This is a genomic window from Amycolatopsis sp. NPDC004747 (assembly GCF_053601335.1).
Map to the genome: position 1 here is coordinate 84,642 of NZ_JBSGBQ010000006.1, position 13,824 is coordinate 98,465.

The 13,824-nt window shown below is 70.3% G+C and carries 9 protein-coding genes and 2 tRNA genes; 4 read left to right on the forward strand and 7 right to left on the reverse strand.

The window, feature by feature from the left end; genetic code table 11:
* The first annotated feature begins 83 nt into the window (after positions 1-83).
* The gene (locus tag ACWEGE_RS11525) at positions 84-3,191 is read left to right on the forward strand and encodes a BTAD domain-containing putative transcriptional regulator (RefSeq protein ID WP_449660353.1); all 3,108 of its coding nucleotides are present in this window, start codon (positions 84-86) and stop codon (positions 3,189-3,191) included.
* On the opposite strand, the gene ACWEGE_RS11530 is transcribed toward ACWEGE_RS11525, so the two are convergent.
* The 4 genes from ACWEGE_RS11530 to ACWEGE_RS11545 form a co-directional block, all read right to left on the reverse strand.
* A complete protein-coding gene (locus tag ACWEGE_RS11530) occupies positions 3,175-3,918 on the reverse strand; it encodes an ABC transporter permease (protein WP_449660354.1) in 744 nt (247 codons plus the stop codon). The genes ACWEGE_RS11525 and ACWEGE_RS11530 overlap by 17 nt on opposite strands.
* Positions 3,915-4,850 (reverse strand): ATP-binding cassette domain-containing protein, encoded by a 936-nt coding sequence (locus tag ACWEGE_RS11535; protein ID WP_449660355.1) that lies wholly within the window; start codon positions 4,848-4,850, stop codon positions 3,915-3,917. The genes ACWEGE_RS11530 and ACWEGE_RS11535 overlap by 4 nt, the downstream gene beginning before the upstream one ends.
* 107 nt (positions 4,851-4,957) lie before the next feature.
* Positions 4,958-5,030, reverse strand: a tRNA-Ala gene (locus ACWEGE_RS11540).
* 32 nt (positions 5,031-5,062) lie between these two features.
* Positions 5,063-5,230: a DLW-39 family protein gene (locus tag ACWEGE_RS11545; protein ID WP_285987514.1), complete on the reverse strand. Its 168-nt coding sequence runs from the start codon at positions 5,228-5,230 to the stop codon at positions 5,063-5,065.
* A 350-nt stretch (positions 5,231-5,580) separates the two neighbouring features.
* On the opposite strand from ACWEGE_RS11545, the gene ACWEGE_RS11550 reads away from it, so the two are divergent.
* The 3 genes from ACWEGE_RS11550 to ACWEGE_RS11560 all read left to right on the forward strand — a co-directional run bounded on the left by ACWEGE_RS11550 (position 5,581) and on the right by ACWEGE_RS11560 (position 9,530).
* Positions 5,581-6,423 carry a pentapeptide repeat-containing protein gene (locus tag ACWEGE_RS11550; protein WP_449660356.1) on the forward strand — a complete coding sequence of 281 codons (843 nt, stop codon included), beginning with the start codon at positions 5,581-5,583 and terminating at the stop codon, positions 6,421-6,423.
* 58 nt (positions 6,424-6,481) lie between these two features.
* The gene (locus ACWEGE_RS11555; RefSeq protein ID WP_449660357.1) at positions 6,482-8,935 is read left to right on the forward strand and encodes an ATP-binding protein; all 2,454 of its coding nucleotides are present in this window, start codon (positions 6,482-6,484) and stop codon (positions 8,933-8,935) included.
* A gap of 70 nt (positions 8,936-9,005) precedes the next feature.
* Positions 9,006-9,530: a dihydrofolate reductase family protein gene (locus tag ACWEGE_RS11560; protein ID WP_449660358.1), complete on the forward strand. Its 525-nt coding sequence runs from the start codon at positions 9,006-9,008 to the stop codon at positions 9,528-9,530.
* Positions 9,531-10,416: 886 nt separating this feature from the next.
* Here the strand turns inward: ACWEGE_RS11560 and ACWEGE_RS11565 are convergent.
* The 3 genes from ACWEGE_RS11565 to gyrA form a co-directional block, all read right to left on the reverse strand.
* Positions 10,417-10,490: transfer RNA gene (locus ACWEGE_RS11565), tRNA-Ile, on the reverse strand.
* Between the two features lie 49 nt (positions 10,491-10,539).
* Entirely contained in the window at positions 10,540-11,184 is a 645-nt protein-coding gene (locus ACWEGE_RS11570) for a DUF3566 domain-containing protein (RefSeq protein WP_449660359.1), read from the reverse strand.
* A gap of 50 nt (positions 11,185-11,234) precedes the next feature.
* Positions 11,235-13,772 carry a DNA gyrase subunit A gene (gyrA, locus tag ACWEGE_RS11575; protein WP_449660360.1) on the reverse strand — a complete coding sequence of 846 codons (2,538 nt, stop codon included), beginning with the start codon at positions 13,770-13,772 and terminating at the stop codon, positions 11,235-11,237.
* Positions 13,773-13,824: the final 52 nt, after the last annotated feature.

Genomic DNA, 13,824 nt, shown 5'->3' on the forward strand with positions numbered 1-13,824 from the left:
GCGTGTGCCGATGACGATCACCGAGCGGGCTGACACGGGCCTGACACGCCTCGGACACCGCCGTCCGTGGCAAGATCGGCCGCGTGCAGATCGGGATCCTGGGGCCCTTCGAAGTGCGCACGGACGACGGCGTGCTCGCCGAAGTGCCGGGCGCCCGGCTGCGAGGGCTGCTGGTCGCCCTCGCGCTCGAGCCGGGCCAGGTGGTCCCGAAAGCCACGCTCGTCGACTGGATCTGGGGTGAGCAGCCGCCCGCCGAGGCGCCGAACGCGTTGCAGCGCCTGGTTTCCCGGCTGCGCAAGGCGCTGCCCGACGGCTCGGTCGACGGACGGCCGACCGGCTACCGGCTGGTGGTGGCGCCCGACGACGTCGACGCCGTGCGGTTCGAGCGGCTCGTCGGCGAAGCCCGCCGGGACGACGATCCGCTGCGGCTGCGCGAGGCCCTCGCGCTCTGGCGCGGTCCGGCCGCGCAGGACGTCGAGCTGCCGGAAAGCGCGGCGTTCGAAGCCGCGGTCACCCGGCTCGAAGGATTGCGCCTGGCCGCCTTGGAGGACCGGTTCGACGCGGAGGTCCGGCTCGGCGGCGGTGCGGAGCTGGTCGCCGAGCTGACCGACCTGGTCGCCGCGCACCCGATGCGGGAACGGCTGGTCGCCGCGCTGATGCGCGCCCTCGTCGCGACCGGCCGCGACACCGAGGCGCTGCTCGCCTACGAGCGCACGCGGGAGACCCTGGCCGACTCCCTCGGCGTCGACCCGTCGCCGGAGCTGGCCGAGGTGCACGTCGCGCTGCTGCGCGGTGAGCTCGGCCGTCGGGAGGAGAGCCCGAAGACGAACCTGCGGGCCGAGCTGACCAGCTACGTCGGCAAGGACGCCGATGTCGCCGCGGTCCGCGAGCTCGTCGCCGAACACCGGCTCACCACCCTGATCGGGCCGGGAGGTTCGGGGAAGACCAGGCAGGCCACGGAAACCGCGCGCACGCTGCTCGGCGACTTCCCGGACGGCGCGTGGCTGGTGGAACTGGCGGGGATCGGCGACGGCGACGACGTGGCCCAGGCGACGCTCGGCGCGCTGAAGCTGCGGGACTCGCTCGTCGGCGAGGCACCGGACGCGGAGCCGACGGACCGGGTGATCGCCGCCCTGCGCGAGCGTTCGATGCTGCTGGTCCTGGACAACTGCGAGCACGTCATCGAGTCCGCGGCGGCGTTCGCGCACCGGGTGCTCGGGGAGTGCCGCCGGCTGCGGATCCTCGCGACCAGCCGGGAGCCGCTCGGTATCACCGGCGAGGCGCTGTGGCAGGTCGCGCCCCTGGTCCTGCCCGCGGAGGACGCGGATCCGGCCGAAATCGAGGCCGCTCCGGCGGTCCGGCTGCTGCGGGACCGGGCCGGGGCGGTGCGCAAGGACCTCACGGCGGACGCGCGCACCCTGGCGCGGGTCTGCCGGGCGCTGGACGGGATGCCGCTGGCCATCGAACTCGCCGCGGCGCGCCTGCGCACGATGTCGCTCGACCAGCTCGCGCACCGGCTCGACGACCGGTTCCGCCTGCTGACCGGCGGCAGCCGGACCGCGCTCCCGCGGCACCGGACGCTGCGCGCGGTGATCGACTGGAGCTGGGAGCTGCTCTCCGACGCCGAACGCGTCGTGCTGCGGCGGCTTTCGGTGTTCTCCGGCGGGGCGAGCCTGGAGGCGGCCGAGCGGGTCTGCGGCGACGGTGGCGTACTCGACGTCCTCGACCTGCTGACCTCGTTGACCGAGAAGTCGCTGGTCGTCATCGTCGGCGAGCGCTACCGCATGCTCGGGACGATCAAGGAGTACGCCCGGCAGCGGCTCGTGGAGGCGGGCGAGGCGGACGTCGCCCGGCGTGCCCACCTGGCGTACTTCACGGAGCTCGCCGAGACAGCGGAGCCGCACCTGCGCCGCGCCGAGCAGCTGGAGTGGCTCGCCGTGCTCGACGCGGAGCACGACAACCTCGTGGCGGCGATGCGCGGCGCGCTCGCGGCGGGCGAAGCGGCCGAGGCGATGCGGCTCGCGGCCACCGCCGGCTGGTACTGGTGGCTCGCCGGGCACCGCGCCGAGGGCAACGAGCTGGTCATGGCGGCGACAGCCCTGCCCGGCGAGGTGCCGGACGAAATCCGCGGGGTGGTCTACACGTTCGTCGTCCAGTTCGTGACGTCCGGGCAGCAGAGCGACGAGTACCGGGCGGAGGACTGGATCCGCAAGGCGCACGAAATCGGCCTGCGGGTGGAGCAGCCGCGGCTGGCGCTGCGTTTCGCGGGTGCGTTGGAACGCCTGCTGCACGGACCGGACGCGGCACTGTCGGCGTTCGAACCCCTGCTCGCCGACGAGGACCCGTGGGTCCGCGCGGTGGCCCGGCTGCAGCTGGGCAAGATGCGCATCCAGTTCGGCCACGGCGACCCGGCGGCGGACGCGCTCCTCGAGGCGGCGGTCGCCGAGTTCCGCGCGCTCGGCGAGCGGTGGGGCACGTCGTTCGCGTTGACCGAGCTGGCGGACCGCATTGCCGTGCGCGGCGAGTTCGCCGCGGCGTGCGAGTACTACGAGCAGGCCGTCGAGGTCGTGACCGAGGTCGGCGCCATCGAGGACGTCGTCCGGATGCGGTCTCGGCAGGCGCAGCTGTACTGGCTGCTGGGCGACGAGACGGCGAGCGCGGCCGCGCTGGCCAAGGCTCAGCGGGCCGCCGAGCGCGTGGCCTGGCCGAACGCACTGGCCGAGCTGGCGCTGACCAAGGCGGAACTCGCCCGCTGGCGGGGCGACGCCGCCGAAGCCCGCCGCCAGCTCGACGTCGCGATCGCGATGATGGGCGACGACGCCGGGCGGCCGAACGTCCAGGCCGTGGCCCAGGACCTGCTCGGCTACCTCGCGGAGGACCTCGGGGAAGCCCGGAAGCACCGCGCGGCGGCGTTCGACGCCGCTGCGGAGTCCGGGCATCCGCTCACGATCGCGCAGGTCCTCGTCGGGCTGGCGGACCTGGCTCTGCGCAGCGGGCAGGACGAGCAGGCCGCCCGGCTGCTCGGGGCGAGCACGGGGGTCCGCGGCCTGCCGGACCGGTCGCACCCGGACATCGCCCGGATCGAAGAAAGCGCCCGTCGTCGCCTCGGTGACGAGGGGTTCACCGAGGCGACGCGGGCGGGGGCGGCGGCGAGCTGGCCGGAGCTGGCCGCGGTCACGCTCGCTTCTTGAAGGTGGACGAGGCCCACAGGTAGCCGACGACGGCGATCCCGGTGCACCAGGCCAGCGCGGCGATCAGCGTGCCGGTGGACGGCGTCCCGTTGAGCAGCCCTCGCAGGGTTTCGATGATCGGCGTGAAGGGCTGGTACTCGGCGAACTGCTTGAGGCCGGGGCCCATCTTGTCGGCCGGCACGATCGCGCTGCTGAAGAACGGCAGCATGACGAGCGGCACCGAAGCCATCCCCGCGGTTTCCGGCGACTTCGCCGCCAGGCCGAGCGCGATGGTGAGCCAGCCGGTCGCGAACCCGAGCAGCACGACCAGGCCGAACGCGCCGAGCCAGCCGAGGAAGCCGGCCGCCGGGTCGAAGCCGAGCAGGAAGGCGACGCCGAGCAGGGCGGCGATGGCGACCAGGTTGGTCAGCACGCTGGCGACGACGTGCCCGGTCAGCACCGCGCCGCGGGAGACGTCCATGACCTTGAAGCGGTTGATGATGCCCTTCGTCATGTCGGAGTTCACCGCGGTCGCGGTGGCGCCGAGCCCGTAGCAGACGGCCAGCAGCATCAGGCCCGGCGTCGCGTAGTCGACGTAGTTCACGCCGACGCTGAAGGCGTCACCGAACATGTAGACGAACATCAGCATGACCACGACCGGCATCAGGACCGCGTTGAACACCGACACCGGGTTCCGCGCGATGTGCTTGAAGTTGCGGCGCAGCATCACGATCGAGTGGGCGTTCATTTCGCGGGAACCTCCGTGGCGTGGCCCGTCAGGGCGAGGAAGACGTCGTCGAGATCGGGGGTGTGGACGGAGAGCTCTTCGGCGCTGAGCGCGTATTCGTCGAGTCTGTCCAAAAGGGACCGCAGCGACCTGGTGCCGCCGTCACTGGGCACGCGCAGGGCGAGCGCTTCGTCGTCGCGGGTGGCGTCGGTGAGGATCCGGGCGGCCGCGTCGAGCTCGGTGGCGGTGGTGAAGCGGAGCCGGACGTGGGTGCCGGGGATCCGGCGCTTCAGTTCAGCGGCGGTGCCCTGGGCAACCAGCCGGCCCTGGTCGAGGACGGCGATGCGGTCGGCGAGCTGATCGGCTTCTTCCAGGTACTGGGTGGTCAGGAAGATGGTGACGCCGTCGGCGACGAGGTCGCGGATGATGTCCCACATGGTCCGGCGGCTGCGCGGGTCCAGCCCGGTGGTCGGCTCGTCGAGGAAGATGATCCGCGGCCGGCCGACGAGGGTCATGGCGAGATCGAGCTTCCGCCGCATCCCCCCGGAGTAGGTCGACGCGGGCTTGCGCGCCGCCTCGGTGAGCTCGAACCGCTCCAGCAGCTCACCAACGGTGTTCTTCCCGGCCCCACGCCGGTTCAGGTCGACCATGAGCTGCAGGTTTTCCTGCCCGGTGAGCAGTTCATCGACGGCGGCGAACTGCCCGGTGACCCCGATGGCAGCCCGCACGGCCTTGGCCTCGGCGGCAACGTCGTGCCCCGCGACGTGAACGCGCCCGGCGTCGGCCTTGGTGAGCGTGGTGAGGACGTTGACGGTGGTGGTCTTGCCGGCCCCGTTCGGTCCGAGCAGGGAGAAGATGGTGCCGGCTTCGACTTCGAGGTCGACACCGTCGAGGACGGTTTTGTCTTGGTAGGCCTTCCGCAGTCCGGAGGCCGTGATCGCCAGGTCGGTCATGGGAGTGACTTTCGAGGGACCGCCTGACACCACCCTGATCCGAACCTGACACGGGTCGTCGCCGGCATGACGAAGGCCAGGTCACGCGGACCTGGCCTTCGGGAATGTGGAGCTGAGGGGAATCGAACCCCTGACCCCCGCCTTGCAAAGGCGGTGCTCTACCAATTGAGCTACAGCCCCGGACGCGGGCGGCGCACCGCCCGCGCGGAGGATCAGTTCTGGGAAGCGCCCGCCGGCTTGGCGGGGGTGGTGCCGTTGGTGGAGGGAACCGGAGCGGTCGCCTCGCGCCAAAGGTCGGCCTCGGCCTTGGCGGCCTTGTTGCGCTTGACGACGAACAGGACGCCGCCCGCGATGACCGCGAGTGCCAGCAGCTTCTTCACCGAAGCCCCCTTCTCAGCTTGCTTCCCTTACCCGGCGATGTTACTGCACCGGACCGGAGCGGGTGGCAGGCACTGGTGGTTCCACGTGGAACCACTGGTAACGCACGTCACACACGCGGGGAAATACCGGACCGGTCCGTCCTGTTTTAAGGAGTGGTCGGTGTGCCCACCGTGTCCCCCGGGCCGCACCCATCGCCTTCGCGGAATTCCGTCAGGCTGGAGCCGCGATGCGCCACTCGCCGAGAGGCGACCGTGCGGCGCGCCGACCGCGACCGCTCAGCCCTGCCGGCTTTCTCTTCCCGGCAGGGCTGACCTGTAGCGGCACGTCTCCCTCCGACGACTCCCCTCGCGTGGCAAAAGACGCGAAGCCGGGCCTGAGCTGGTGGGTGGTGGTTGCGGCCGCCGCGCTGGTCGGGGCCATCGCCTGGGGAGCGACGAGCTGGCTGCTGGGCGAAGCCGACCACGCCACCGACCGCGGCGCCGCTCGCGTGGACGCGATCAAGACCGGCCTCGGAATCGGCGCCGGCACCACAGGCGTCTTCGCGCTTCTGCTCGCCATCCGCCGCCAGAACCACCACGAGCGCACGGCCGCGGACACGACCCACGACGCCACGGAACGCCGCGTCACCGAGCTCTACACGAAGGCCGTCGAGCAGCTGGGGTCACCGAAAGCCCCGGTCCGGCTCGGCGGTCTTTACGCACTGGAGCGACTCGGCGAAACCCAGGAGACCCAGCGCCCCACGATCATCAACGTGATCTGCGCTTACCTGCGGATGCACTACACGTTGCCCGTCGAACCGGCCGCCGACGCTCCGCCCGAGCAACACGACCGCTACGAGGACCGGGTGCGCGAGGCCCAGGTCCGCTTCACAGCGCAGCGCATCCTGCGACGCCACCGGCAGCCCACGACGAGGCCGAACCTGTATTGGCGCGGCGTCACGATCGACCTCAGCGGGGCAAACCTCCGGGCGATGGACTTCGCCTCCGTAGACCTCGAGATGGCAAACCTCAGCGGCGCAACCCTCACGGACGCGAACCTCGGCGGAGCGGATCTGAGAGGCGCCGACCTTTCCCGAGCCAACCTCAGCAGCGCGCGAGTCAGCCCCTCGACCCGCCTCGACGTGCCATCGGCGTACGAGGTCCGGGACGGCAGGCTCGTCCCCAAGCAAGACGTCGAGACAGCGCCGGGCTGAGTGCCGGCTCTCGTTGCCGGTGTCATACAGGTCATCGCTGGTCGTGTGTACTGGGGGTATGCCGGATCATGAGGTGGCGGGTGCGCGGATATCACCCCGTGAACTCGAAGTGTTGACGGCGTTGGGCGAGTACCTGACCAACCCGGAGATCGCGGCCCGGTTGTTCATCTCGACCCGTACGGTGGAGAGCCACGTCTCCTCGTTGCTGCGCAAGCTCGAGGTGAGCGACCGGCGTGCCCTGGCCGCGATGGCGCGGGACCTCGCCGCCACCGGCGGCCCGGTGCTGCCGCAGGCACTGACGCCCCTGGTTGGCCGGCTCACCGAGCGGCAGGCGCTGGCCCGGGCCCTGGACGGCAACCGGCTGGTGACGGCGGTGGGTCCGGGCGGGGTCGGCAAGACCCGGCTGGCGCTGGCGGTGGCCGCGGACGTGGTGTCGCAAGACGGTGTGCGCTACGTCGACCTCGTGCCGGTCTCGAGCGAGGCGATGGTGCCGCAGGCGGTGGCCGCCGGGCTGGGAGTGGCCGAGGAAAACCTCATGACGTGGGCCAGGAACCGGCGGCTGCTGCTCGTCCTGGACAACTGCGAGCACGTCGTGGACGGCGTGGTGGTGCTGGTCGAACAGTTGCTGCGGCACAGCGCGGACATCACGGTGCTGGCGACCAGCCGGGTCCGGCTGTCGGTCCCGTTCGAGCGGGTCTTCCCCGTGTCCGGCCTGGCCCCGGCGGAAGCGGAGCAGTTGTTCGTGACACGCGCGGAGACCGCGGGTGCCACCCGGGTCGCGGGCGAGGCGGTCGGCCGGATCTGTGAGGCGTTGGACGGCGTGCCGCTCGCCATCGAGCTGGCGGCGGCGCGGGTGGCCGCGGTCGGCCTGGACGGAGTCTCCGAAGGGCTGGCCGACCAGCTCGGCTTGCTGACCGGGGCCCGGCGGGCCGACGACCGGCACCGCTCGCTGCGATCCGCACTGGACTGGAGCTACCAGCTGCTCGACGAGCAAGCCCGAACGGTGCTGCGGCGGGTCTCGGTCTTCGCGACCGGCTTCGGGCTCGCCGCGGCGGCGGCCGTCACCGGCGAGCCCACCGCCGACGTGCTCGCCGGCCTGGCGACCCTGGCCGATCACAACCTGCTCAAGACCGTCCCGTCCCCGGACGGGACCAGGTACACGGCGTTGGAGTCGGTCCGCCAGTACGGCGTCGAGCTCCTCGCGGCCGAGGAGCCGGAGGTCCGCGACCGGCACCTGCGCTGGTTCCTGGCCCAGGGCACCACCCTGCTGGCGGCCGACCACGAAGACACCGGGTGGCGCGCGGATTTCGACCGGATCGCCGACGAGCTGCGCTGGGCGCTGACCCGGACGTCCTCCGGCGAGGCGGCGACACTGCTGGCCGCCTTGTGCCACCGGCGGGGTCTGCTGGCGGAAGCGCAGCTGCGGTCCGAGCAGGCGGCCGACCTGGCCGCCACCCCGCTCGCCCGCTTCGACGCGCTGCACCTCGCCGCCGGATCCGCCGAAGCCCGGCATGCCGGCGACGACGCCCTGCGGCTGCGGCGCGCCGCCGGGGAGGCCGCCCTGCTCGCCGGCCGGCCCGAACTGGCGGCCCGCGAGCTGGCCCGGGTGGTCGAGCTTCTGCACCGGTCGGCCGGCATCATCACCACACCCCCTGACCCGAACGCGGTGCGCACCACCTTGGCCGATGCCCGGCGGTACGCGGGCGAAGACCCCGTCGCGCTGGCCAGGATCGCCACGGCCGAGGCATTCGCGGGGTCCGTCCACGACCCCTTGACCGTCGCGGCCACCGGCACCGCGATACAGCTGGCCGAACGCAGCGGTGATCCGCTGGTGGTGAGCGCCGCGCTGGACCGGCTGACCGTGATCCACCTCGGTCAAGGAAACGCCGGGGCCGCACTGACCTCCGCTCGGCGGCGTACCGAACTGCTCGGCCGGCTGCCTCTGGACGCCGAGCTGGGCTACGAAATCAACGACGCGTACGGCATGGCGACCTACGCCGCGATCGCTGCCCAAGACCTGGCCCTCGCCCGGGAAACGGCCCGGCGCTGCCGGGACCTGCCGCAGAACCGCGAGTCCGGGCACCTGGCCACCTACCGCCTGATCATCGTCGCGACGCTGAGCGGCGAGTGGGATGAGGCCCGAGCCCACGGCGTGGTGTTCCTCGACGCGTGGCAGGAGGCAGGCCGGCCACGGCTGAGCACTCTGCGCCGCGCCGCGAAGGCCCTGGCCACGGTGTACGCGATCGAGGGAGCCACCGAGGAGGAGAAACGCTGGTCCGGGATCGTCGACGACCTCGCGCCCGCCGGCCGCGCGCCGAACGACCAGCAGGTCATGGCGTTCTTCGACGCCTGGGTGCTGCTGCGCCGGGGTGACCACGCTGCCGCGGCGGCGCTGCTGCGGCGGCCGGACGGGTTCACCGGCTGGGTCGACGGCATCTGGCGGCCGTGGCACGGTTCTCTCCGCGAAGCCGCCGCCCGGGGCACGGAGTGGAATCCGTGGTCCGTTCCGTGAGTTCCACGGATGTCCGCGCACGGCTCCGCCGACAGACTGGTGACCAGCCGAAACCGGAAGGAACACCGAGATGCGCACCATCGTCGCCAGCCTGTTCACCTCCCTCGACGGGGTCACCGACGAGCCCGGCCAGTGGCACTTCCCGTACTGGAGCGACGAGATGGCCAAGGACGTGGACGCCACGATGTCCGGCGCCGACACCATGCTCCTGGGCCGCAAGACCTACGAGGGCTTCGCCGCCTCCTGGCCCGGCCGCACTGACGAGGGCGCCGAGTTCATGAACAACATCACCAAGTACGTCGTCTCCACCACCCTGGCGAAGGCGGACTGGAACAACACCACCGTCATCACCCGCGACCAGGTCGCCGACCTGAAAGCCCAGGACGGCGCCACCATCATGATCTCGGGCAGCGTCAGCCTCGTCCGCTCGCTGCTGCTGGCAGACCAGCTCGACGAACTGCACCTGCTCGTACACCCCATCGTGCTCGGCAAGGGCGCCCGGCTGTTCGACGGCATCGACACCGAACTGCCCCTGACCCTCACCGAGTCCAGGACGTTCGGCACCGGTGTGCTGGCACTGACCTACACCCGCTGATCGAGCGTTTCGGGGAGCGGACCCGTCCGTGCGACCGAGGTGATCCAGGGTCCGTTAGTCAGGCAGGCAGCAAAAAGCCCGGTTCACCAGAGAGGTGAACCGGGCTTGACTTGCGTGGGCCTACCAGGACGCCGAAGCGCCCGACCGCCGCCTTGTCACTTAGGCCAGTAATTGAACCTGTAGCCGCTGTAGCAGATACCTGCACAGCTGGGGTCACGAGGAAAGTACTCGATGGGCCCAACTTTGTAGTATCGGGCGAATTCGCTCCGCTCACGGACACAGTCATCGTAGTTTTCGCCGCACCATTTGCTATTGACATCCGCTACGCCGACACTGGTAGACGGCGCCGCGGCGCCGCCCTGAGCAGCCATCGCGACACCCGGAACAGCCAACGCCGCCACCGCGGCACCGGCCACAATGCACGTCTTTACAAGATTCTTCACAACTCCCCCTTGAAAATTGCAGGTGGAGTTCGGATTCCACCTGTTCAACCAGACAACACATGAGTTATCGAGTTCAATGCATGGCGAAACGCTAAACAGAATCCAACTTCCCCCAGTCAGGTTCGAATATGCCTAGGAGGCTAGCATCATGTTGATCATCCCGCCAGGCCAACCGCGGACCCTCGCGCCGACGGGATCCAGCGCGCACCGCGGTTCCGAGTCGGCGCTGTCGCCGAGCTGGCCAATGGTGCCGGCGAGTGGCGCAACAGGGACACCCGTACGAGTCCTTTGCCGGCCCTCTATCGCGCCGTAGCCAGTTGACGCGTGCGCTCGACACCCATCCAGACCGTCCGCAGGCACCGCCGGACTGAAGTTCCGCTCCGCATGTCACCCGGGTCACGCAAAAGCCCGGTCCGCGAGACGCGAACCGGGCTTGACTTGCGTGGGCCTACCAGGACTTGAACCTGGGACCTCTTCGTTATCAGCGAAGCGCTCTAACCGCCTGAGCTATAGGCCCTTGAACGAGGAGAACTTTACAGGACCCCCGAAGGGGCCCTGCAACCGGGTCACTCCCGTTCGGACAAGGTGACCTCCAGGCCTCCTGCCAGGTCGGCTGAGACGTTGTAGATGAACGCGCTCACCGTGGCCAGCGCCGAGACCAGGACGATGTTGATCGCGCCCAGGATGGCCGCGATGCCGAACACGCGGCCGGCGCTGATCAGGGGTTCTGCCGAGGCGTTGGCGCCCTCGCCGCCGACCAGGGAGGAATACGTTCCGTTCAGCTTGTCCCAGACGCCCATTCCGTCCAGCACCGTGTACAGGACGCCGACCGCCACGAGCCAGACGAAGAACATCGCCACGCCGAGCACCAGGGACAGCTTCAGCACCGACCACGGGTCGAACCGCTTGACCTGCAGGGATGCCCTGCGGGGGCCGCGGCCCGGGCGGCGCAGCGCGCTCGGGCGCGCCCGCTGCGTCGAGGCCGGGGGGACCTCGGCGCCGGCCGGTGGGGTTTCCGGGCCCCCGCCGAAGAGGCGGGGGGCCGCGCTGCCCGTCACCACCGGGCGCTCGACGGCGACGGTGGCCTGGGCGTCCTCGGTGGCCAGCTTGACCGTCGCTTCGGCGTCGCCTTCCTTGTCGACCCGCTGCCAGGGCGGGCTGGCCGGCGTTCCGTTCGAACCCGCTGCCTCGGGATTCTCGGTCGGTGTCACGAAGAGTCAGTCCTTACCCGTGCCGTGGGGCGCTGTCCGTAGTTGTGAACTTACTGCTCCGGCGGCGCCGTCGTCTCGTCAGCCGCTTCCGGTGCTTCGGGAGCGTCACCATTGGCGACGTCCGAGGGCTCGTCCGCGTTGCGTGCGACGGCCAGAAGAGTGGTGCCTTCGCCGAGATTCATCAGCCGGACCCCCTTCGTCTGCCGTCCTGCCTTGCGGACGTCGCCCGCCGGTGTGCGGATCACGCCGCCGCTCGAGGTGATCGCGTACAGCTCGTCCTCGGCGTCGACGATGAGTGCACCCACCAGCCTGCCACGTTTGCGGTCGTGCTGAATGGTGAGCACACCCTTGCCGCCGCGGCCCTGGACCGGGTAGTCCTCGATGGCCGTCCGCTTGGCGTACCCGCCGTCGGTCGCGACAAGCAGGAACTTGCCCTCCTTGACCACGCTGATGCCGAGCAGCTCGTCGCCGTCGTTGAAGCGCATGCCCATCACGCCGGACGTCGGGCGGCCCATCGGCCGCAGTGCCTCGTCCGTCGCGTGGAAGCGGATCGACTGGCCCTCCGCCGACACCAGCAGCAGGTCGTCTTCCGCCGCCGCCAGCACCGCGCCGACCAGCTCGTCGCCCTCGCGCAGGTTGATCGCGATGAGGCCGCCCGAGCGGTTGGAGTCGAAGTCGGTCAGCTTGGTCTTCTTCACCAGGCCGCGCTTGGTGGCGAGCACCAGGTACGGCGCGACCTCGTAGTTCTTGATCTCGATGACCTGGGCGATCTGCTCGTCCGGCTGGAACGCCATCAGGTTCGCCACGTGCTGGCCGCGCGCGTTGCGGTTGGCCTCGGGCAGCTCGTACGCCTTCGTCCGGTAGACGCGGCCCTTGTTCGTGAAGAACAGGATCCAGTCGTGCGTCGAGCAGACGAAGAAGTGCTGGACGATGTCGTCCTGCTTCAGCGTCGCGCCCTGCACGCCCTTGCCGCCGCGCTTCTGCGACCGGTAGAGATCCGTTTTCGTCCGCTTGGCGTACCCCGTGCGGGTGATCGTGACGACGACGTCCTCGACCGCGATGAGCTCTTCGTCGGTCACGTCGCCGCTGAACCCGATGATCTTCGTGCGCCGGTCGTCGCCGTACTTCTCGACGATCGTCATCAGCTCGTCGCGGATCAGCGCGCGCTGCCGCTCCGGCTTCTCGAGGATGTCCTTCAGGTCGGCGATCTCGAGCTCGATCTCGGCCAGCTGGTCGATGATCCGCTGGCGCTCCAAGGCGGCCAGGCGGCGCAGCTGCATGTCGAGGATCGCGGTCGCCTGGATCTCGTCGACGTCCAGCAGCTCCATCAGGGCCGGCCGGGCCTCGTCGGCCGACGGCGACCGCCGGATCAGGGCGATGACCTCGTCGAGCATGTCCAGCGCCTTGACGTACCCGCGCAGGATGTGGGCCCGCTCTTCGGCCTTCTTCAGGCGGAACCTGGTCCGCCGGACGATGACCTCGACCTGGTGCTTGACGTAGTGCCGGATGATCTGGTCGAGCCGCAGCGTGCGCGGCACGCCGTCGACCAGCGCCAGCATGTTGACGCCGAAGTTCTGCTGCAGCTGGGTGTGCTTGAACAGGTTGTTCAGCACGACCTTCGCGACCGCGTCCCGCTTGATCGTGACGACGATCCGCATGCCGGAACGGCTGTTGGACTCGTCCGCGATGTCCGCGATGCCGGTGAGCTTGCCGTCGCGGACCAGGTTCGCGATGTTTTCGACCAGGTTGTCCGGGTTGACCTGGTACGGCAGCTCGGACACGACCAGGATCGTGCGGCCCTTCGCGTCTTCTTCGACCTCGACGACCGCGCGCATCCGGACCGAGCCGCGGCCGGTGCGGTAGGCGTCCTCGATGCCGGACGTGCCGAGGATCATCGCCTTGGTCGGGAAGTCCGGACCCTTGATCCGGACCAGCAGCGCCGCGAGCAGCTCGTCGTCGGTCGCGTCGGGGTTCTCCAGCGCCCAGACGACGCCCTCGGACACCTCGCGCAGGTTGTGCGGCGGGATGTTGGTCGCCATCCCGACCGCGATCCCGGAACCGCCGTTGACCAGCAGGTTCGGGAACCGGGACGGCAGGACGTCCGGCTCCTGCGTGCGGCCGTCGTAGTTGTCGGAGAAGTCGACGGTGTCTTCTTCGATGTCGGCCAGCATCTGCATGGCCAGCGGCGCGAGCCGGGACTCGGTGTACCGCATGGCGGCCGCGGGGTCGTTGCCCGGCGAGCCGAAGTTGCCCTGGCCGTCGATCAGCGGGTAGCGCAGCGACCACGGCTGGGCGAGCCGCACCAGCGCGTCGTAGATCGCCGAGTCGCCGTGCGGGTGGTAGTTGCCCATGACGTCGCCGACGACGCGCGAGCACTTGTTGTACCCGCGGTCCGGCCGGAAGCCGGAGTCGAACATCGAGTACAGGATCCGGCGGGCGACCGGCTTGAGGCCGTCCCGCACGTCCGGCAGCGCCCGCGACACGATCACGCTCATCGCGTAGTCGATGTAGGAGCGCTGCATCTCCTGCTGGATGTCGACCGGTTCGATCCGGTCGTGTTCCGGAGCCGGCGGCAGAGTTTCCGTCATGGAGTCCTTCTCGAGTGGAGAGTCCTAAGCGGGGGCGAAGAGCGGGGGAACG

Bases quoted from the DNA above. Each gene is read 5' to 3' on its own strand.
- ACWEGE_RS11530 (WP_449660354.1), bottom strand. From the start codon at position 3,918: ATGAACGCCCACTCGATCGTGATGCTGCGCCGCAACTTCAAGCACATC.
- ACWEGE_RS11535 (WP_449660355.1), bottom strand. From the start codon at position 4,850: ATGACCGACCTGGCGATCACGGCCTCCGGACTGCGGAAGGCCTACCAA.
- ACWEGE_RS11555 (WP_449660357.1), top strand. From the start codon at position 6,482: ATGCCGGATCATGAGGTGGCGGGTGCGCGGATATCACCCCGTGAACTC.
- ACWEGE_RS11560 (WP_449660358.1), top strand. From the start codon at position 9,006: ATGCGCACCATCGTCGCCAGCCTGTTCACCTCCCTCGACGGGGTCACC.
- gyrA (WP_449660360.1), bottom strand. From the start codon at position 13,772: ATGACGGAAACTCTGCCGCCGGCTCCGGAACACGACCGGATCGAACCG.